This window comes from Pantoea sp. LMR881 (assembly GCF_027157825.1).
GTDB classification, from domain to species: domain Bacteria; phylum Pseudomonadota; class Gammaproteobacteria; order Enterobacterales; family Enterobacteriaceae; genus Pantoea; species Pantoea haifensis.
The window spans coordinates 1,072,831-1,091,644 of record NZ_JAPVOK010000002.1 but is presented as its reverse complement, the minus strand read 5'-3'; the positions used below and the strand labels follow the sequence as shown (position 1 = coordinate 1,091,644).

Annotated in this window: 10 protein-coding genes and 6 pseudogenes; 9 read left to right on the top strand and 7 right to left on the bottom strand. The window is 50.1% G+C overall.

Annotated features, from left to right (window positions below):
- Window positions 1-12 precede the first annotated feature (12 nt).
- The 6 genes and pseudogenes from ybiO to rhtA form a co-directional block, all read right to left on the bottom strand.
- Window positions 13-2,285: pseudogene (gene ybiO, locus O3W44_RS06965) on the bottom strand (mechanosensitive channel protein).
- A 273-nt stretch (window positions 2,286-2,558) separates the two neighbouring features.
- Window positions 2,559-3,281: a glutamine ABC transporter ATP-binding protein GlnQ gene (gene glnQ / locus O3W44_RS06960; protein ID WP_269292495.1), complete on the bottom strand. Its 723-nt coding sequence runs from the start codon at window positions 3,279-3,281 to the stop codon at window positions 2,559-2,561.
- Entirely contained in the window at window positions 3,278-3,937 is a 660-nt protein-coding gene (gene glnP, locus O3W44_RS06955; RefSeq protein ID WP_269292494.1) for a glutamine ABC transporter permease GlnP, read from the bottom strand. The genes glnQ and glnP overlap by 4 nt, the downstream gene beginning before the upstream one ends.
- A 77-nt stretch (window positions 3,938-4,014) precedes the next feature.
- Window positions 4,015-4,761 carry a glutamine ABC transporter substrate-binding protein GlnH gene (gene glnH / locus O3W44_RS06950; RefSeq protein WP_269294383.1) on the bottom strand — a complete coding sequence of 249 codons (747 nt, stop codon included), beginning with the start codon at window positions 4,759-4,761 and terminating at the stop codon, window positions 4,015-4,017.
- A gap of 315 nt (window positions 4,762-5,076) precedes the next feature.
- Window positions 5,077-5,580: a DNA starvation/stationary phase protection protein Dps gene (dps, locus tag O3W44_RS06945; RefSeq protein ID WP_269292493.1), complete on the bottom strand. Its 504-nt coding sequence runs from the start codon at window positions 5,578-5,580 to the stop codon at window positions 5,077-5,079.
- Window positions 5,581-5,904: 324 nt separating this feature from the next.
- Window positions 5,905-6,818 (bottom strand): annotated as a pseudogene (rhtA, locus tag O3W44_RS06940) (threonine/homoserine exporter RhtA).
- Between the two features lie 371 nt (window positions 6,819-7,189).
- On the opposite strand from rhtA, the gene ompX reads away from it, so the two are divergent.
- Window positions 7,190-7,702 (top strand): outer membrane protein OmpX, encoded by a 513-nt coding sequence (gene ompX / locus O3W44_RS06935; RefSeq protein ID WP_269292492.1) that lies wholly within the window; start codon window positions 7,190-7,192, stop codon window positions 7,700-7,702.
- 262 nt (window positions 7,703-7,964) lie between these two features.
- Here ompX and O3W44_RS06930 read toward each other — a convergent pair whose 3' ends face one another.
- Window positions 7,965-8,156: a hypothetical protein gene (locus O3W44_RS06930; protein WP_269292491.1), complete on the bottom strand. Its 192-nt coding sequence runs from the start codon at window positions 8,154-8,156 to the stop codon at window positions 7,965-7,967.
- Between the two features lie 267 nt (window positions 8,157-8,423).
- Here O3W44_RS06930 and mntR point away from each other — a divergent pair.
- The 8 genes and pseudogenes from mntR (at window position 8,424) to O3W44_RS06890 (ending at window position 18,787) form a co-directional block, all read left to right on the top strand.
- Window positions 8,424-8,881, top strand: a pseudogene (gene mntR / locus O3W44_RS06925) (manganese-binding transcriptional regulator MntR).
- Window positions 8,882-8,902: 21 nt separating this feature from the next.
- A pseudogene (locus O3W44_RS06920) lies at window positions 8,903-10,011 on the top strand (SLC13 family permease).
- A 138-nt stretch (window positions 10,012-10,149) separates the two neighbouring features.
- Window positions 10,150-11,300: pseudogene (locus O3W44_RS06915) on the top strand (HlyD family secretion protein).
- The gene (locus tag O3W44_RS06910) at window positions 11,297-12,865 is read left to right on the top strand and encodes a DHA2 family efflux MFS transporter permease subunit (protein WP_269292490.1); all 1,569 of its coding nucleotides are present in this window, start codon (window positions 11,297-11,299) and stop codon (window positions 12,863-12,865) included. Before O3W44_RS06915 ends, O3W44_RS06910 begins: the two are co-directional and overlap by 4 nt.
- A 1-nt stretch (window position 12,866) precedes the next feature.
- Entirely contained in the window at window positions 12,867-14,399 is a 1,533-nt protein-coding gene (locus tag O3W44_RS06905; RefSeq protein ID WP_269292489.1) for an efflux transporter outer membrane subunit, read from the top strand.
- A 332-nt stretch (window positions 14,400-14,731) separates the two neighbouring features.
- Window positions 14,732-16,180 (top strand): annotated as a pseudogene (locus tag O3W44_RS06900) (sugar porter family MFS transporter); the annotation flags it as partial.
- A 436-nt stretch (window positions 16,181-16,616) separates the two neighbouring features.
- Entirely contained in the window at window positions 16,617-17,018 is a 402-nt protein-coding gene (locus tag O3W44_RS06895) for an H-NS family histone-like protein (protein ID WP_269292487.1), read from the top strand.
- A 176-nt stretch (window positions 17,019-17,194) separates the two neighbouring features.
- Window positions 17,195-18,787, top strand: coding sequence for an ABC-F family ATPase (locus O3W44_RS06890; RefSeq protein ID WP_269294382.1), 1,593 nt, complete (start codon window positions 17,195-17,197; stop codon window positions 18,785-18,787).
- Window positions 18,788-18,814 lie beyond the last annotated feature (27 nt).

Here is an 18,814-nt window from a genome sequence, read left to right as displayed (position 1 = left end):
CAGGTCAGGGCGTTACTGTGGCGGCGGTAACGCCGGTAAGCTGGCGGCACCCGCCACATCGCCGCCGGTTTGCATCACTTCCACCGTTTGATGCGGCGCTTTAATGCCTGCAGCATCAAAATGCTTCTTCACTTTATCATCGAGCGCAAAGCGCACTGTCCACTGCTTGAGCGGCTGGGTGGTGAATGAGACGCGCACGGTAAATGCCTGATTAGTCAGACCCACCAGGCCGGCGAAATTCGGTTCGCCAATCACCATGCCGCGGATCTCCGGGTTTTCCAGCAGTTCATTAACCGCTGACTGCAGCGCCTGTTTCGCACGTTCAGCATCTTCATTACGATCAACATCATAGTTGGCCACAAATGAACCGATACCGCGTACAAAGTTGGCGAAAGTCGTTATCGAAGACCACGGAATAATATGATACGCACCCGTATCCTGGCGCACACCCACTGAACGTATCGACATGCGTTCAACCGTGCCAGTAATCGCGCCGATAGTGACCAGATCGCCAGTATTCATACCGTTTTCAAACTGGATGAAAATACCGGTAATGATATCTTTCACCAGCGTTTGTGAACCAAAGGAAACTGCCAGTCCCAGCGCACCCGCACCGGCCAGCAGGGGTGCGATGTTAACGCCAATTTCCGACAGCAAAATCATGATGGTAATAGTGCTGATAACCACGGCCAGTGCGTTTCGGAATAGCGTGAGCAGCGTACGTGTGCGGGCGCTGGGCATTGGCCGACCGTGAGAATCGGATGCCAGACGACTTTCAATCAGGCTGGCCAGCACCGTCCAGCCAATGGCAGACAACAGTAAAATCATCACGATGCGGATCAGGACATCAACCATCTTCTCGCCTGCGCCTACCGTCAGCCAGTGCCAGAGATCAAACAGATTCCAGGCGTTGAGCAGCAGTAGCAGGGTGGCAAACACCACAATAATGCGTGCCAGTTTCAGCATCGCTTTTACCCAGTCATTGACCCGTTTTTGCAGTTCAGGGTAATTACGACGGACGTCAGGTGACAACGTAATGGTTTTGCTGATCCAGCGTGACAGGATACCGGAGATAAAAGCCGCAAGGCCTACAATGGCCAGGCTACGTACCGTGGCAGACATCATAAACTTCAGGCTATCGCCAGGGTTGAAGATCGAGAACAGAAACAGGGCGATGAAGTAGGCGCTCGCCAGCCAGTGCCAGATCAGGGCAAAGGCACGAATAAACAGCGCGAAAAAGGCCATGCTGCGATCGGCCAGGCCAACCAGAGCGTTATGAATTTTGCGCTTATTGTGAATATCAGCCATAGCGCCCAACTGGTCATCACGGCCATAATCACGATGTTCAGTAATGCCGCGATCTGTACATTTACCTGATTAGAGACAATCGGCACGATAACCAGCAGACCATATCCCATGATGCCACTGAGCCAGCTCAGTCGCGTATTCCAGTAGCTGGCGCGATCGTCGTGGAGAGGGAAAAAACGCAATTCAGGAAAACGTGGGCAGAAAATCAACCGCAGCAGCGCCTTGAAGAATTCAATCAGTGCGAAGGCATTAAGAAATAACCCTTGCTGATAGGAGATGGTGCGGCTGCCGCCATGAAAATTATCGCTAATAATCTGGCCGACAAAGAGTGCCAGCGCCAGCAGCAGCAAATCAATAATAAATGCGCCGATGATCGCCGCAGGCAGCTGAATCCAGTTGCGTTGCTCATGGTTTTTATGCCGCCCCCATTGGCCAAGACGACGATACAGCGGGTAAACCATGCGCCGCAGCAGCCAGTAAAAAGCAAACAGTACCAGCGCCAGCCCCACGAAGTGGTTAACCGCCTTGATAAAAGTGGTTGGGTTAAAAGTTTTATGCGGTGCATAAAAAATATTGTTACGCAGATGCAGGAATTTAGCGGCTACTTCGCCGCCATATTCCCGCGTCATCTCCGTCAGCCCTTGCAGCACCGTTTTCTCTTCCGGCTCTTCAGTCGGCGGTAACAGTTCAGGTGTTTCGGTGTCAGCAGGCGCAGTGGCAGCGTTACGCAGTTGATCGATTAATTCCTGACGCGATTCATCATTCTCAAGGATATTGGCCAGTGCCGCATAGGCTGCTTTCTTCTCGTCCAGACCCGGTGTTTCTTGCGTATTGCTGGCATTTGTTTTGTTTTGCTGGCTTGCAACAGCGGCTTGAGGAAGTGTAACGGCTTGTGCTGTGGGTAATGTAATGAAAAATAACAGACAAAACAGGATCCAACGCCGCAATAAGGTGCGGTGTGGGCAGGCTGACAACATGGCTTTCTCCTTAGCAACACGCTTTCGTCACAAGAGGAAAAGTATAGTCAGGGATGGTAAATGAAAGTTCTGAAAGCTAAATCCCCGTTATGCTTTGCGCGGTTTCTTTGCTGGCTGCGCCCGGCACCCGAATCACGGAGATCTCTACGCTTATCGGGATGACTTCACTTGCCGCCGCGATACAGGGCAAATTATTTAGGGATTTATGGGAAGTGGAGAGTAGAGACTAAGAGCTTCAAAAAAATGGGCCGCTGTTGAAAGCGGCCCGTGAACTCAGGAAACGTGCTGCAAAAATTCACGCAGACGTTCGCTTGGCGGATTGCTGATTAACGCATCCGGGTCGCCATCTTCTGCAATTCGGCCTTTATCAATGAAAATCAGGCGCGATGCCACTTTCTGCGCGAAGCCGACTTCGTGGGTAACAATCACCATCGTCATGCCTTCTTCGGCCAGATCCTGCATCACTTTTAATACCTCATGACGCAATTCAGGATCGAGGGCGGAAGTCGGCTCATCAAACAGCATCATTTTAGGTTTGACTGCCAGAGCACGAGCAATCGCCACGCGCTGCTGCTGGCCGCCGGAAAGTTCAGACGGGAAATGATTAGCGCGCTCCGCCAGCCCCACTTTGCTTAACAGCGACTGCGCGAGCTTGCGCGCATCCTCTTTCTTTGCGCCACGGACGCGAATCGGGCCGAATGCCACGTTATCCAGGGCACTCATCTGTGGAAACAGATGGAATTGCTGGAACACCATCCCGGCTTCCTGGCGAATCAGGCGTTCGTCAACTTTCGGGTCGTTAACTTTTAAGCCATCGACAATCAGTTCACCGCTGGTAATCTCTTCAAGCTTATTGATACAGCGCAGTAGCGTAGACTTACCGGAACCGGAAGGGCCAATAATAACCACCACTTCACCCTGGTTAATCTTCAGATCGATATTGTGCAGCACCTGGGTTTTACCGAAGTGCTTTGAGACGTCTTTAAATTCAATCACAGGATTTTCACCCTTTTCTCAATACGGCGCAGCACAAAGCTCAACACCAAAGTAATCACAAGGTAGATGATTGCGACCGCACTCCAGATTTCCAGTGCACGGAAGTTACCAGCAATAATTTCCTGACCCTGACGCGTCAGTTCCGCTACACCAATCACGATGAACAGCGAGGTATCTTTAATGCTCACGATCCACTGATTGCCCAGCGGTGGCAGCATGCGGCGCAGGGCCAGCGGCATAATGACATAACGCAGGGTTTCGCGGCGCGACAGGCCAAGCGCAAGCCCGGCTTCACGAAAGCCTTTGTTAATGGACAACACCGCACCGCGCGTAATTTCTGCAATGTAAGCGCCAGAGTTGATCATAATGGTAACAACGGCTGCGGTGAACGGGTCGATGCGTAGATCAGGAAACGCCATCGGCAGGGCGAAATAGATAAACATCACCTGCACCACGATTGGCGTGCCGCGAATGATTTCAATGAAAACCAATGCGATGTTATTCGTCACCCAGCCGCCGTAAGCGCGGGCAAAACCGGCCACTAAACCGATAATCAGGCCGCCAACCAGACCGATGACCGAGATCAGCAAGGTCATTTTTGCGCCTTCAAGCAGCACGGGTAAGGCTGGCCAAATAACGCTCCAGTCAAATTCCATGGTGAAACTCCAGATAGGTTGCGATGGAAAAAAGCAGGGATATTATCCCTGCTGAAAGGTAAAGCGGAATTGAATTATTATTTAGGTTCGCTGCCAAACCATTTTTTATACAGCTGATTGTAAGTGCCGTTTTCTTTGATGGTTTTTAGCGCACCGTTTACTTTTTCACGTAAATCGTCGCTGTTTTTCGGGAAAGCGATACCATATTGCTGCGCTTCAATCGAATCACCAACTGCTTTAAAACGGCCTTTGCCAGCGGTGTTAATGAAGTAAAGGATGTTTGGCGTATCATGCAAAACCGCGTCAGCGCGGTTAGTGCCGAGTTCCATATAGGCGTTATCGATGTTCGGGAACTGGCGCAGATCTTTCGATTTAATGTTCGCTTTTGCGTAATCGACGGAGCCGGTACCGCTCTTCACTGCCACCACTTTGCCGTTCAGATCGCTGATGCCTTTGATGTCGTTTTCGTTGTTACGCACCATTACCAGTAAACCGCTTTTGTAATAACCTTCTGAAAAATCAATGGCTTTCTTGCGTTCTTCAGTGATGGTAATACCCGCCAGTGCCAGGTCAACGTTGCGCGTTTGCAGGGCAGGAATAATCCCGCTGAAGTCCATTGGCTTCAGGGTGTATTCCAGCTTCAGCTCTTTAGCGATGGCATCCCATAAATCCACATCAAAGCCAACATACTTATCGCCTTGCTTGAATTCAAAAGGAACGAATGCGGTATCTGTAGCAACAATCAGTTTTTTTTCAGCTGCGGTGGAGGAGAGAGAAAAGGCCAGCGCCAGCGCGGCCACAGAGACTTTAAACAGTGACTTCATCATTTTTCCTTATTACTACCAGGCGGCATGGCCTGCGTTTGCAACTTGTCATATGAAAAAATTATGCCAACTTTGCAAAATCTTTAAAATCAGCCGGTTGGGATAGCGTGCTGACACGATTTTGCTTACCAGATGGCGGTCGCACCAAAATGGTGATCTATGTTGGTGCAACATGCTTTTATGGTGCAAAGCCAGTGTGCCTGACAATATTACGCGGGAAAGATCAGGAAGGAAAAACTGTTAACAAGGTCATAAAATTGCGGTTACGCAGGCATAAAAAAGGCGGGTTTCCCCGCCTTTTTACATCATTCTCTCTTACTCAATGTTAGCTTCGATAAACCACAGGAATTTATCGAGATCGCGAGAAGCGGCAGTAAAGATATCAGCGGTATCTTCATCGTTAACTTCAGAGATAGCTTTACGCACGTCATTTGCCACAACAGCGTAACGATCAGCCAGTGCTTTCAGGTGATCCTGTACGCTATGAATGTTGAGCGGATAGCTCTGCAATGGCGTTTTATCAGTCACAACCTGCGCGGTGCCCAGGGCAACGCCACCCAGCTGAACAACACGTTCTGCAATGGTATCCTGATGATCGGTAATGGTAGTGCGGAAGCCATCCAGCATTTCATGGACGCCGATGAAATTTGCGCCACGCATGTTCCAGTGCGCCTGCTTGGTGATCAACGACAGGTCGATGAACTCGACTACCATACGGTTGAGCACCTCAATGGTAGCTTTTTTCTCGTCTTCAGCCACGTTATTACGGGTGTAAATCAGCTCAGAAGAATTTGTCTTAACCAGTTTAGCGGTACTCATCGTTTCGGTCCTCTCTTAGATGGTTGTCCTAAATCAAGCACGGGAATAAGTATAGCAGTGCTTTTTAAGTTTGCAGCAACGGCAATCCCGATAGCTGAAATAGAGCTTTTCTTCCCAACATATAATGAGTTACGCGCCTGGGTTAATTGAATGTTACGTTAAGCGGTAATTAAAAAAGACCGATAAACAGCAGGTTAAACTTAATCGTTAATATTAATTTTAAGACTGTTTCAAAATAATAATAATTACGTGATTTTTTAATTAAAATTATACGTGGTCGTAAGGTGATTATTATTTGGCCTGTGGGTTAAACAGGCCAAAACGTTATTTTTCGTTTGCAGATTTTATTTCCACTTCACTTAACTGGCTCTTTTTGGGCTTCATTGTCAGGGTTGAACCGGCAGAAGCAATGATGATAGCGAGCAGCGCCAGGCATTGATTCACACTCAATGTTTCCCCTAAAAAAGCATTCCTGACAGGGCAGCCATGGCGGGCTCAAGGCTCATCAGTGTGCCAAAGATGCGTGCTGGTAAGCGCGTCAGGGCAATCATTTCGAGCGAATAAGGTATGGCGCTGGACAGCAGCGCAACGACCAGAGCGATCGGAATAACGCTCCAGTGCCAGATGCCACTTTCGGCAAAAGTCAGGCCCAGCGGTACAAAAATCACCGAAGCGATTAATGAACCCATCGCCACCGTTGCCGGTCCGTGCTCCGCACCTGCGCGCTGTCCTGCCAGGATATAAAAAGCCCAGCATGCGCCAGCGCCTACTGCCAGTAGCGCCCCAACCGGATCGATAGCAGTCATACTGGCGCCAAAAGGCAGCAGGAACCAGAGACCAGTCACGGCGAGGCCAACCCAGAGAAAATCCAGCAGTCGACGAGAGCCGAGCAGCGCAAGCGTGAGGGGGCCGGTAAATTCAAGTCCCACCGCGACACCAAGCGGCACAGTGCGTAGGGATAAATAGAACATAAAGTTCATGGCACCCAGCGCCAGGCCATACATGAGCAAAGGCGTGCGCTGCTCGCGAGTAAACCGCAACCGCCAGGGCTTAAAAATCACACAGAGTATGAGCGTGCCTAAACCTAAACGCAGAGCGGTAATGCCTGTTGCGCCTACAGTCGGGAAAAGTGTTTTTGCCAGCGATGCGCCACCCTGAAGCGATAACATCGCAATCAGGAGCACAGCAACAGGCATGATAACCGGCGCAAGGTTTTTTGACGGTGAGGTAAGTGACATCCTGTGAGCATATCCTGTTGATTGACGTAACACATCAGGCAGTGTACTGGAAAAGTGCGGCAAAAAAGAGAGGTGAGAAGCGGTTTAAATGAGGTTTAACTGAGCATTTGTTGCACAAAAACAGTGCCAGTTTAGTAAAGAACTGTCAGATTTTTTTAGGAATTAACTTAAAGGCACGAAATGAAGATAAAAAGTTTATTGCAGGAAGATGACGTTTTTTATAAGAAAAATGAATGACATAGTATATGGCATTAACGTCCTGTTACACCAAACTTTCTGTTAGACAACAAAATCCGGGCAGAGTTTCTCGCTATTTTTTGTTATATTTTCAGCGTTGTCAGGAGAGTAGTACTTTCACATTTGAGGTGGTTATGAAAAAAATTGCATGTCTTTCAGCACTGGCCTGTGTTCTGGCTGTATCCGCAGGTTCCGCAATGGCTCAAAGCACCGTAACAGGTGGCTATGCGCAGAGCGATCTTCAGGGCGTTGCTAACAAAGCTAACGGCTTCAACCTGAAATATCGCTACGAAGACGGTTCTAACCCACTGGGTTGGATCGGTTCTTTCACTTACACCGAGAAAGATCGTACCGAAGCTGGCGTATATAACAAAGGCCAATACTACGGCATTACCGGTGGTCCAGCTTACCGTCTGAATGACTGGGCAAGCATCTACGGTGTGGTGGGTATCGGCTACGGCAAATTCCAGCAGAACACCACCGCAGTACGTGACAAATCTGATTCCAGCGACGTTGGCTTCTCTTACGGCGCAGGTATGCAGTTCAACCCAATCGAAAACGTTGCACTGGACGTGGGCTATGAGCAGAGCCGCATCCGCAACGTTGACGTTGGCACCTGGATTGCTGGCGTAGGTTACAGCTTCTAAGTTCAGCTTAGACTGCCTGCAAAAAAACGGCCCTTTTCGGGCCGTTTTTTGTTTCTGCGTTATATTGAAGGTTTTCTCTGCTTTATCCCTCGACCCGTTTTGACCGGCACGATTGCGCCAGGATTATCAGCAGTAAGATGCTGTTAATCACCCGGTGATCAAAGCAAAAAAGCGGTGAGCGAGAGCAAACGAAGCGAAAAAGAAAAAATGCAGGGGTAGCCTCTCAACGGCACAGTGAAAGGCTCGCCAGCAGAAGGGGGCGTTATCCGCGCCAGATCAGATTTTTACAGCGACGATCGTCCGTTTTCTTACCGAGCAGTTTTTCGATCAACATAAGGCGAAGCGTAAAAGGGGAACGCGTCAACAGGCACAGCCAGGATTTCATATCCGTGGTTGCTGTGTTCTCAGCCTGGAAGCATTTGCTGCAATCTAAACAGCATTTCAGGGTGCTCATAGAATCACCTCCCAATTAAAGTCGACGCAATAGTAAGCATAGACCAGCGATAAAGCTCAGAAACAAAAGCAGTAACAGATAAGGATCCTGCATGATCTTCACCTTGCATACGCATCGCTGCTTACATTATCAACAAATATAGCACTGGCTATACCCTTTAGCCAATGCTAATTAGGAAAAATTTGAGCTTCCTTCCACCTGGTTTACAATGAGCGCAGCTAATCCGCACTGCAGGCTAAATGCGGAAAATAATAAAGAGGAAGCTGAATGAGTCGTCGTGCTAAAAGCGTGGTTTCTGCCCCGCAAGGACCACTAAAAGATATTGAGGAGCATGTCGAAGGTTTTCGGCAGGTGCGTGAAGCGCATCGTCGCGAACTTATTGATGACTACGTTGAGTTAATCTCTGATTTAATTGGTGAATTTGGCGAGGCGCGTCAGGTCGATATGGCGGCCCGCCTGGGCGTCTCGCAGCCTACCGTGGCAAAAATGTTGAAGCGTCTTGGCACGGCAGGGCTGGTTGAACAGGTGCCTTATCGGGGGTGTTCTTAACCAGTGAGGGCGAAAAGCTGGCTGAAGAGAGCCGGGCGCGCCATCATATCGTTGAAACATTTTTACTGGCCCTCGGCATTAGCCCCGAAACGGCGCGTCGCGATTCCGAAGGCATTGAGCATCACGTCAGTGATGAAACCCTGGCAGTTTTTAAACATTATTACGAAAACCGCTAAATTTTAAGGCGACCGGCCACGATGCCCATCGTTTTTCGTTCCTTTCTGCACGATCACATTTTACATCTGTTGTTGGTGACCGGGGCGATTTTGCTCTTTCTGGCTGACTTTCGTTGGCCAGATTTGCCAGATGCGGTGGACTGGCACACCATCGTTACCCTGACCGGTTTGTTGATCCTTACGAAAGGACTGGAAACCAGCGGGTATTTTGACGTGCTGGGCGGCCGCTTAATTGCGCGTTTCAGGCATGAGCGTGCATTGGCGTTATTCATGGTGCTGGCCGCTGCGCTGCTTTCTACTTTTCTGACCAATGATGTGGCGCTGTTTATCCTGGTGCCGCTGACGCTCACGCTGCGTAAATTCTCCCGTTTACCTGTTTCACGCCTGATCATTTTCGAAGCACTGGCAGTCAATGCCGGATCGCTATTAACGCCGGTCGGCAATCCGCAAAATATTTTATTATGGAGTCACGGTTCGCTCAGCGTTGCAGGCTTTATCGGACAGATGCTCCCTCTGGCTGCCTGGCTGATGACTAGTCTGGTGGTGTTAACCTGGTGGAGCTTTTCGAAGCGAAGCATTCAGAAGCATGACAACGGTGAAAAACCGCAGTGGCAAAAGCCGCTGTTAGGAATGAGCGTCTGTTTATATCTGTTGTTTATCGCTGCGCTGGAGTGGCATCTTACCGGATGGGCGCTGCTGTTAATTGTGTTTTGTTTTATGATCATGGCGCGTCCGGTTTTACTGAATATTGACTGGAGTTTGCTGGCGGTATTCATCGCGATGTTTATCAATGTCTATTTGTTGACACGTTTACCGGTTTTACACGCCCATTTTGCGGCGATTTCTCATTATAGCGAGGGGGCGATTTATCTGCTGGCGATTGGATTGTCGCAGGTGATCAGCAATGTGCCCGCGACCATTTTATTGCTACAGAAACTCCCCCTTCAGAAACGCTTGCATGGGCGGTCAATATTGGCGGATTTGGACTATTGCCGGGTTCACTCGCGAACCTGATTGCCTTACGTATGGCGAAAGACCGCCGCGTTTGGTGGCGCTTCCATCTTTTCTCACTGCCTTTGCTCGCCTGGGCCATGTTCAGCGGTTGGCTGCTGCTCCGCCTGATGGCGTAAGCAAAAGTCCTGAGTAAGTTCAAAGTGGCAAGACGTGCGCCATTCTTCAAGTCAGGTAAAGTTATACTGGAATTTGTCAATTTTCGATCTAAGGTTAGTTTGACCTTTTATGCCCGGGATTTAGGGCCTTAGCCAGTGATGGAAACTATGAGCGAGAACGACAAACGCGAGCCACGCCAGGACGACGCTGAAGACGCGCAGGATAAAAAAGTCAGTCACAAGATAACCAGAACAACGATGAACCCGAACGCAAACGCCCCGGCAAGAAGCCGCTAATTATTCTGGCTATTGTGGTGGTAGTGATGCTGATTGTTGGCTTCTACTTCTGGTTTAGTACCCGCAATGAAGAAACCACCGACGATGCCTTTACTGAAGGCGACGCGGTAACCATCGCACCGAAAGCGTCAGGTTATGTCGTCAGGCTGCTGGTAAAAGATAACCAGCGGGTGAAGAAGGGCGATTTGCTGGTGGAAATTGATCCACGCGACACGTTGGCGCAGCGCGATCAGGCCAGAGCGCAGCTTGGATTAGCGCAGGCGCAACTGCATCAGGCGCAGGCGCAGCTGGCGCTGTCACGGGTACAATATCCGGCGCAGCGCGATCAGGCTCTGGCCGATCAGGCTAAAGCGCAGGCAAACTTACTCAACGCGGAAGCGGATTATCGTCGTCAGCGAGGCGTTGACCCACGCGCCACCAGTCAGCGCAATATCGACACTGCCGCAGCCCAGTTGCGCTCGGCGCAGGCACAGTTACAAAGTGCTAAAGCCCAGGTAGAAGTGGCTTCGCAGGTTAAGCTGCAAATTCGGCAGCAGGAAACCAATGTTGAAGCGCGTCAGCAACAGGTTGAGCAGGCGAAAGCGCAGCTTGATAACGCCGAACTTAATCTTTCTTATACCCAGGTGCGCGCGCCGTATGATGGCTTCGTGACTAAGCGTAACGTGCAGTTGGGCACGCTGGTGCAGGCTGGCAGCTCGCTGTTTTCGCTGGTGTCACCGGATATCTGGATCACCGCCAATTTTAAAGAGTCGCAGCTTGAGCGCATGAACCCAGGCGATAAAGTGGCGATCAGCGTTGATGCCTGGCCGGATATGAAGCTGGAAGGGCACGTTGACAGCATCCAGATGGGCTCCGGCTCACGCTTCTCAACTTTCCCGGCAGAAAACGCGACCGGTAACTATGTGAAAATTGTCCAGCGTGTACCGGTGAAAATCGTGATTGATAAAGGTTTAGATCCTAACCATCCGCTGCCGCTCGGCCTGTCAGTTGAACCGAAGGTAACCGTGGAATGAGTTCAACGCAGAGCTGGAAACCCGCCAGTAACCCGTGGCTGGTGGCTGTCACCGTCACGCTGGCGGTGTTCATGGAGATCCTCGACACAACCATTGTGAACGTGGCACTGCCGCACATTGCCGGTTCGCTCTCTTCCAGTTATGACGAGTCAACCTGGGTGTTGACCTCCTATCTGGTGGCGAACGGTATTGTGCTGCCCATCTCTGCGTTTTTCAGTCGCCTGTTTGGTCGCAAACAATTCTTTTTGATTTGCATCGTTATGTTCACCATCTGTTCGTTTCTGTGCGGCATCGCCACCGAACTGTGGCAAATCATTCTGTTTCGCGTGCTACAGGGATTTTTCGGTGGCGGCCTGCAACCGGTACAGCAATCAGTCCTGCTTGATTACTTTAAGCCTGAAGATCGCGGCAAAGCGTTTGGTCTCTCTTCTATTGCGATTATCGTCGCGCCGGTCATCGGACCGACGCTCGGGGGCTGGATTACTGACAACTACAGTTGGCGCTGGGTATTTTTCATTAATATTCCCGTCGGGATTATTACGGTGCTGGCAATTTACCAGCTGCTGGAAGATCCGCCCTGGGAGCGCAAGTGGGCCAAAGGCAAGCTGAAGATCGACTACATCGGCATTTCGCTGATCACGTTAGGCCTTGGCTGTTTGCAGGTGATGCTGGATCGCGGTGAAGATGAGGACTGGTTTGCTTCCCACTTTATCGTCTCGTTTGCCATTCTGGCGATCATCGGCATTGTCGGCGCGGTTTACTGGCTGATGTATGCACGTAAACCGGTGGTCGATATCATGGTAATGAAAGATCGCAACTTTTGGGTTTCAGGCTTGTTAATGGCAGGCATGGCGATGATTCTGTATGGCAGCTCAGTGGTGTTACCGCAGTTGGCGCAGCAGGATTTAGGCTATACCGCCACCTGGTCGGGGCTGGTGCTGTCGCCAGGGGCGATATTGATCGTCATGACGATACCACTGGTCATTAAACTCATGCCCGTGGTGCAGACGCGCTACATCATTGCTTTTGGTTTTTCCTGTCTGGCCGTGGCCTTTTTCTATTCAGCGAGCTTAACCCCTGACGTTGATTTCACCACCCTGGTGTTGATGCGTAGCGCGCAGTCGATTGGTCTCGGCTTCCTGTTTGTCCCGTTAACCACCATTGCCTTTGTCACGATCCCGCAACGTTTAAATGCGGATGCCTCCGCGCTTTTCACGATGTTCCGTAACGTTGCCGGTTCGATTGGCATTTCACTTTCTACTGCCGCGATCACCGAGCGCGAACAGGTACGGTCTGCGCATATGGTGCATAACATGACGCCGCTCAATGAGCAGTTCAGTCTCACCGTTCAGCACTGGGCGCAGGCGATACGCGACTTTACCTCAGCAGTGGGCGATCCTGTCACGCTGGCTACCGGTCAGCTTTATCAGGAAATGATCATGCAGTCGCGTATTCTCGCGTATATCGACGTCTTTTCAGGTTTGAGCATCGTTGCCCTGATATTGATTCCATTTTGTTGGCTGCTGTCGCCGATTAAGAGCGAAGGCAGTGCAGGAGCACACTGACATGAAGGTTATCTTTTCTCGCGGCATCAAGCCGTTGAGCTTATTAACACTGGCGATATGGCTGGCGGGCTGTGCTGTTGGGCCAGATTATCAGGCCCCTAAACCGCACGTGCCGGGCAGCTTTAACGCTCTCGATTCTCAGGAAGCGTCGCGCCCGCGCTCTTCAGCAATCAATTCTCTCTGGTGGCGCAGCTTCAACGATCCGCAACTCGACAGCCTGATAGCCCGCGCCATTGAAGGCAACCTGACGCTACAACAGGCGGTGCTGCGCATTGCAGGCGCGCGTGAACAGCTTGCGCAGGCGCAGGGCGGCCTGTTTCCCCGCCTGAATGGCTCCGCTCAGGTGACGCGGCAACAGTTAGGACTTGAGGGATTATTAAAAGCCAACGGTGCTACCGATCAGCTCGACAGCGATGTTGCCAGCCAGCTCAACAGCCTGACGCAACCGGTTAATCTTTATCAGGGCAGCTTCGATGCGAGCTGGGAACTCGACTTGTGGGGTAAAGTAAGACGTCAGGTTGAAACGGCCAATGCGCAAACTCAGGCCGCCATTGAACAACGTAACGATGCTTTGGTGTCGCTTGAGGCCGAGGTCGCGCGAGCCTGGCTGCAACTGCGCGGTGCACAGGCGACAGTGCAAACCTTACAGCAGCAGATTGAGGTGGCACAACAGACCTGGCAACTGACGCAAAGCCAGCAGCGTAACGGCCTGGCACCTTTAACCGATGTTGAAAACGCCCGTGCACAGCTCAGTTCGCTGCAGGCGCAGCTGCCGCAATATCAGTCGCAGGCGCGTCAGGCAATGAACGGTTTAGCCGTGCTGTTGGGTAAAACACCGGGTGCGCTGGATGCGGAGCTCAGCACACCAAAAGCGATGCCGACGCTGCCACAAATCGTTTCTGTTGGCATCCCTTCAACGCTGGCCCGTCGTCGGCCTGACATCCGTCAGGCAGAGGCTAACCTGCATGCGCAAACCGCCAGTATTGGCGTGTCGGTAGCGCAACTTTTCCCGAGCCTGTCGCTCACCGGACAGATTGGAGTGCGTAATACCGACGTCAGCTATCTGGATAACTGGAGTAGCCACTTTTACAGTTATGGCCCTTCACTCTCTATTCCGATCTTTCAGGGCGGACAGCTGGTATCCAGCGTGAAGCTGGCACGTGCACAACAGGCGAGTGCTGCGCTGGACTACAGACAAACGGTGCTGACCGCTCTACAGGATGTAGAGAATGCACTGGTGAGCTATCGTGCCGATCAGCAACGCGTGACGGCGCTGGATGAGACGACTGGAGCACTGCAACGGGCCTTTGATCTGGCCAGCGACAGTTATCGTCAGGGGCTGACTACTTTCCTGGATGTTCTGGATGCTCAGCGCCAGCTAGCTCAGGCTCAGGAGCAAGCCACGCAGGCAAGGATGCAAAGCGGTCTGGATTTAGTGGCGCTCTATAAAGCTCTGGGCGGTGGCTGGGAAGGCTATCAAAACGTCACGCTGCCCGATTATCCGGTCTTTGGGCCTGCCACGCAGGTGAACTGAGCGGTTCACGCTGTTAAGGCTGTGACGAAGATTGATTCGCTACAGCCTTTTTCTGCCAGGCCGCGCGCCTTTTATGATAATGAAATGGCAGGGCGCAAGATGAAATGTAACTCAGGCATGGTGAAATTAATATTTCTTTGCTGATGATTTTTCAGGCGTCAAGTCGCCATTAAAAAAGAAGCGGTAAAGACGATAAGGCCATTTTTGTGAATCAAGGCGCATATTTTAAACGGTTTTATGACTCGCCGCGCAAAACTAATATTTCATTCTTACTCTTAATAACATAATTAATCTATTTTCTTAGGGTGTTGTTAATCTCACCAGGAGAAAATATGTCCAGAGAAAGTTATCTGACCCCGAACAAAGCCTCCGGCCCGAACAGCGAAACGCCTACCGAACCCTTTGTTAAAGTCATTGCTATGGTCGCCACGCTTGGCGGCTTACTGTTTGGCTATGACACTGGCGTTATCTCCGGCGCGCTGCTGTTTATGGGCCCGGAACTCAATCTCACGCCTTTCACCACTGGCTTAGTTACCAGCAGTTTGCTGTTTGGTGCCGCGTTTGGCGCGCTGGCTTCTGGCCACTTTGCGGCTGCCGCCGGACGGAAAAAAATTATTCTGGTACTGGCTGTCATTTTTGCCGTTGGCGCAACAGGCACGGCGCTGGCACCGGATGTTAACTGGATGATTTTCTTCCGTCTGGTGTTGGGCGTTGCAGTGGGTGGCGCAGCAGCGACCGTACCGGTTTATATCGCCGAGATTGCCCCCGCCAATAAGCGCGGACAGTTAGTGACCCTGCAGGAACTGATGATCGTTTCAGGACAAATGCTCGCTTATATCTCTAACGCCGGTTTCAACGCCGCGTGGGGCGGGGAAACGACCTGGCGCTGGATGCTGGCGATTGCGACGGTTCCGGCCGTACTGCTGTGGTTTGGTATGATGTTTATGCCAGATACGCCACGCTGGTATGCCATGAAAGGACGTCTGGCTGAAGCGCGCAACGTATTAGAACGGACCCGCGCGAAAGAGGATGTCGAATGGGAGATGACCGAAATAGAAGAGACGTTGAGCGAAGAGAAGCAACAGCGTCCGCGTCTGCGTGAATTACGTAAGCCCTGGTTATTTAAACTCTTTATGATTGGCATGGGTATCGCGGTTATTCAGCAACTCACCGGTGTGAATACCATCATGTATTATGCGCCAACCATGCTTAAAGCGGTTGGCATGAGTGATAGCGCGGCATTATTTGCCACCATAGCCAATGGGGTGATTTCTGTATTAATGACCTTTGTCGGGATAGTGTTACTGGGCAAGATAGGACGGCGCACCCTGACAATGATTGGTCAGTTCGGCTGTACGGCCTGTTTACTCTTTATCGGCACCATCAGTTATTTAATGCCGGAAACGGTTAATGGTCAGCCAGACGTGTTGCGCAGCTATATGGTGTTAGCAGGAATGTTGATGTTTCTTAGCTTCCAGCAGGGGGCTTTATCGCCTGTTACCTGGTTGCTGTTATCAGAGATATTTCCTACACGCCTGCGCGGTATTTTTATGGGTGGCGCAGTCTTTGCCATGTGGATTGCTAATTTTCTTATTTCTTTGATGTTTCCGGTTCTGCTGGCCAGCATCGGCCTCTCCGGTGCATTTTTTATCTTTGCTGCAATTGGGATTGGTGGTGCGGTCTTTGTTATTACCTGTGTACCGGAAACGCGTAACCGTAGCCTCGAGCAGATTGAACACTATCTCCATGAGTGGTTATCCCGTGACGATGAATCCTCTGCGCTAACGCCTGTAATAAAAAAACCTCTTAGCGTTAAAGAATGTGACATGAGATATAAGGCCGGTTTATTAACCGGTCTTTTTTCGTCCGTTGGGGAAAGAGCGGATAAATACAGCAAATTTAAGCCTGGCTTATCGTTCTGACGCTATAGCACATAAAGAATAACCTTAAGACAAATTGTGTTATTTTGATCTTCCTTTCGAAAAATTTACCCACCCGCTTTTGTCTGAAATCGATTCCAGGCTGCAGAGATTAACGCAGCGTGACTGTTAATTTGAAGTTAATAAAAAAAATGGATATGGCGTGATAACAATAAGCGTGACGATTTAAAATACAGCTAAGAATTGTCTGTAGCGTAAAATTAATTTATTTTTTTATTTGAATTAGGTAGTCTTATCGCTACAGTTTTAATTACCCCCCTCAATCAAGGATATTGTGATGAGTGACGCATTTAAAGTTCTGAACAACATTCGCACATTACGTGCTCAGGCTCGTGAACTGCCACTGAGTGACCTGGAAGAAATTCTCGAGAAATTAACTGTTGTCGTGACTGAGCGTCGCGAAGAAGCAGAAGCTGAAGAAACGCAAAATCGCGAAAAAGAAGAAAAGCTCTCTAAATATCGTGAAATGCTGTTGGCAGACGGTATCGATCCAAATGAATTATTAGGTGCACTGGAGCCAGGTAAAAAACGTGCTAAGCGTGCTCCGCGTCCGGCAAAATATTCTTACACCGATGAAAACGGTGAGCAGAAATCGTGGACTGGTCAGGGCCGCACACCCGCTGCGATTAAAAAAGCACTGGATTCAGGTAAGAGCCTGGACAGCTTTTTGATCGATTAATCGACACAATCCTTGTAAGCGGGAGCCGGGGGCCATTTTTAGGCCCTCGGCTTTTTATTTATTCCGGTTTATCAATACCTGTGGTCACCCCGCACGCCTTGCACTGGCATGCGCTGCATCACATCTGGCATAATAGCCGCCGTTTTTTCATCCACTTCTTCACAAAGGTCAATGCCGTGTTAGTTAGCAGCAATATCACCATGCAGTTTGGCAGCAAGCCACTGTTCGAGAATATCTCCGTTAAGTTTGGCGGCGGTAATCGTTACGGTTTAATCGGTGCGAACGGCAGCGGTAAATCCACCTTCATGAAGATTCTGGGTGGCGATCTGGTGCCAACAGGCGGAAATGTTTCTTACGATCCTAATGAACGTATCGGCAAGTTACGTCAGGATCAGTTTGCCTTTGAACAATATAGTGTGCTGGATACCGTAATCATGGGTCACCATGAACTATGGGAAGTTAAGCAGGAACGCGATCGTATATATGCTCTGCCTGAAATGAGCGAAGAGGAAGGCTATAAAGTGGCTGACCTTGAAGTCATGTATGGCGAAATGGATGGTTATAGCGCAGAATCGCGTGCCGGAGAGTTATTACTGGGCGTAGGTATTCCCGTTGAGCAACATTACGGCCCCATGAGCGAAATTGCGCCAGGTTTTAAATTGCGCGTTTTGTTAGCACAGGCACTGTTTTCAAATCCTGATATTTTGTTGCTGGATGAACCCACCAACAACCTGGATATTGATACCATTCGCTGGCTGGAACAGGTTCTGAACGAACGTGACAGCACCATGATTATCATTTCGCATGACCGACATTTTCTGAATATGGTCTGCACGCACATGGCTGACTTAGATTACGGTGAGTTGCGCGTTTATTCAGGTAATTATGATGAATACATGACCGCAGCGACCCAGGCGCGTGAACGCCTGCTAGCAGATAATGCCAAGAAAAAAGCGCAAATTGCCGATCTGCAATCTTTTGTTAGCCGCTTTAGCGCCAATGCTTCTAAATCACGCCAGGCAACGTCACGTGCGAAACAAATGGATAAAATTAAGCTGGATGAAGTAAAAGCCTCCAGCCGTCAAAATCCCTTTATTCGTTTCGAGCAAGATAAAAAATTGTTCCGTAATGCGCTGGAAGTCGAAGCGTTAACGAAAGGATTTGATAACGGCCCGCTGTTTAAAAATTTAAACCTGATGCTTGAAGTAGGCGAAAAATTAGCGGTGCTGGGTGCTAACGGTATTGGTAAATCAACGCTGTTAAAAACGCTGGTGAGTGAACTGACGCCCGACAACGGCAGCGTAAAATGGTCGGAAAATGCGCGTATCGGCTATTACGCTCAGGATCATGCTGAAGATTTTGCAAATGACCTGACGGTATTTGACTGGATGAGTCAATGGAAACAGCCTGGTGACGATGAGCAGAGCGTACGCAGTATTCTGGGTCGTCTGCTTTTTTCTCAGGATGATATTAAAAAGCCCGCTAAAGTGCTTTCCGGTGGTGAAAAAGGGCGCATGTTATTTGGCAAATTAATGATGCAAAAGCCAAACATTCTGATTATGGATGAGCCAACCAACCACCTCGATATGGAATCTATTGAGTCGCTTAATATGGCGCTGGAAATGTATGAAGGCACATTGATTTTCGTTTCGCATGACCGCGAATTTGTCAGCTCGCTGGCAACACGGGTGATGGAAATTAAAGAAGATCGCGTTGTGGACTTCACGGGTAATTACGAAGATTACCTGCGCAGCCAGGGCATCGTGTAATTTAAAACGGGGTAGCGCAGGCTACCC

Excerpts from the sequence above, each read along its gene's own strand:
- glnP (WP_269292494.1), bottom strand. The coding sequence starts at position 3,937 with ATGGAATTTGACTGGAGCGTTATTTGGCCAGCCTTACCCGTGCTGCTT.
- glnH (WP_269294383.1), bottom strand. The coding sequence starts at position 4,761 with ATGAAGTCACTGTTTAAAGTCTCTGTGGCCGCGCTGGCGCTGGCCTTT.
- dps (WP_269292493.1), bottom strand. The coding sequence starts at position 5,580 with ATGAGTACCGCTAAACTGGTTAAGACAAATTCTTCTGAGCTGATTTAC.
- ompX (WP_269292492.1), top strand. The coding sequence starts at position 7,190 with ATGAAAAAAATTGCATGTCTTTCAGCACTGGCCTGTGTTCTGGCTGTA.
- O3W44_RS06930 (WP_269292491.1), bottom strand. The coding sequence starts at position 8,156 with ATGAGCACCCTGAAATGCTGTTTAGATTGCAGCAAATGCTTCCAGGCT.
- O3W44_RS06910 (WP_269292490.1), top strand. The coding sequence starts at position 11,297 with ATGAGTTCAACGCAGAGCTGGAAACCCGCCAGTAACCCGTGGCTGGTG.
- O3W44_RS06905 (WP_269292489.1), top strand. The coding sequence starts at position 12,867 with ATGAAGGTTATCTTTTCTCGCGGCATCAAGCCGTTGAGCTTATTAACA.
- O3W44_RS06895 (WP_269292487.1), top strand. The coding sequence starts at position 16,617 with ATGAGTGACGCATTTAAAGTTCTGAACAACATTCGCACATTACGTGCT.